The sequence below is a fragment of the Micrococcus sp. HMSC31B01 genome (assembly GCF_001816085.1).
Taxonomy (GTDB): Bacteria; Actinomycetota; Actinomycetes; order Actinomycetales; family Micrococcaceae; genus Micrococcus; species Micrococcus luteus.
The window spans coordinates 1-804 of the sequence record NZ_KV824956.1 but is presented as its reverse complement, the minus strand read 5'-3'; the positions used below and the strand labels follow the sequence as shown (position 1 = coordinate 804).

General features: G+C 76.0%; 1 protein-coding gene. It reads left to right on the top strand.

Features of this window, described 5'->3' with window-relative positions; all coding sequences use genetic code 11:
- Positions 1-239: 239 nt before the first annotated feature.
- On the top strand, positions 240-804 hold a 565-nt coding region (locus HMPREF3105_RS02010; protein WP_070708655.1), incomplete at its 3' end, for a TetR/AcrR family transcriptional regulator.

The following is an 804-nucleotide window of genomic DNA, read 5'->3' as shown; positions in this document are numbered from 1 at the left end:
CCCGCCGAGCGACGTGCGGGCGACGAGGTCGGCGAGCTCCTGCTCGAGCCGAGCGTGGCCGGCCGCGTTGCGCTCGGCCACGGTGGGCGCGGACTGCGCGGCCGGGGCCGGGGTGCTGGCGGTCATGAGACCCCCTTCAGTGAATGACGACTAACTGAACCGAGCCTCAGTGTAGTGACGATCGTCACTGACGTCGACCGGGCGCCCGGCGCGCCTCGTCTCGTCCTACAGTGGAACCCATGCCCGCCGCCGATCCCGCGTCCCCCGCCGCCCCGGCGACCCCGCCGACCGCCCGGGAGGCCGCCAAGGCCCGACGCCGGGTGGACCTGCTCGCGGCCGCGGCGCGACTGTTCGCGGCCCGGGGCTTCGACGCGGTCCGCCTCGAGGACATCGGCGCCGCGGTCGGGATCAGCGGCCCCGCCATCTACCGCCACTTCGCCGGCAAGGCCGCCGTGCTCACGGCGATCCTCGACACGGCCTCGCAGGACCTGCTCGACGGCGGGCTGGCCGCCGAGGCGCAGCACGCGCCGGGGGCGGAGACCCTGCGGGCCCTCATCGGCTTCCAGGCGGACTTCGCCCTCGCCCAGCGCGACGTGATCCGTGTGCAGGACCGCGACATGTCCGCCCTGCCCGACGGCGCGCGCACGGCCATCACGCGCACCCAGCGCGCCTACATCGACGTGTGGGCGCGCCAGCTGCAGGTCGTCCACCCCCACGAGGACCAGGCCACCGCCGTGTTCCGCGCCCAGGCCGTGCTGGGCCTGCCCAACTCCACCCCCCGCTCGGTGCGGCGCACCGCGGCCG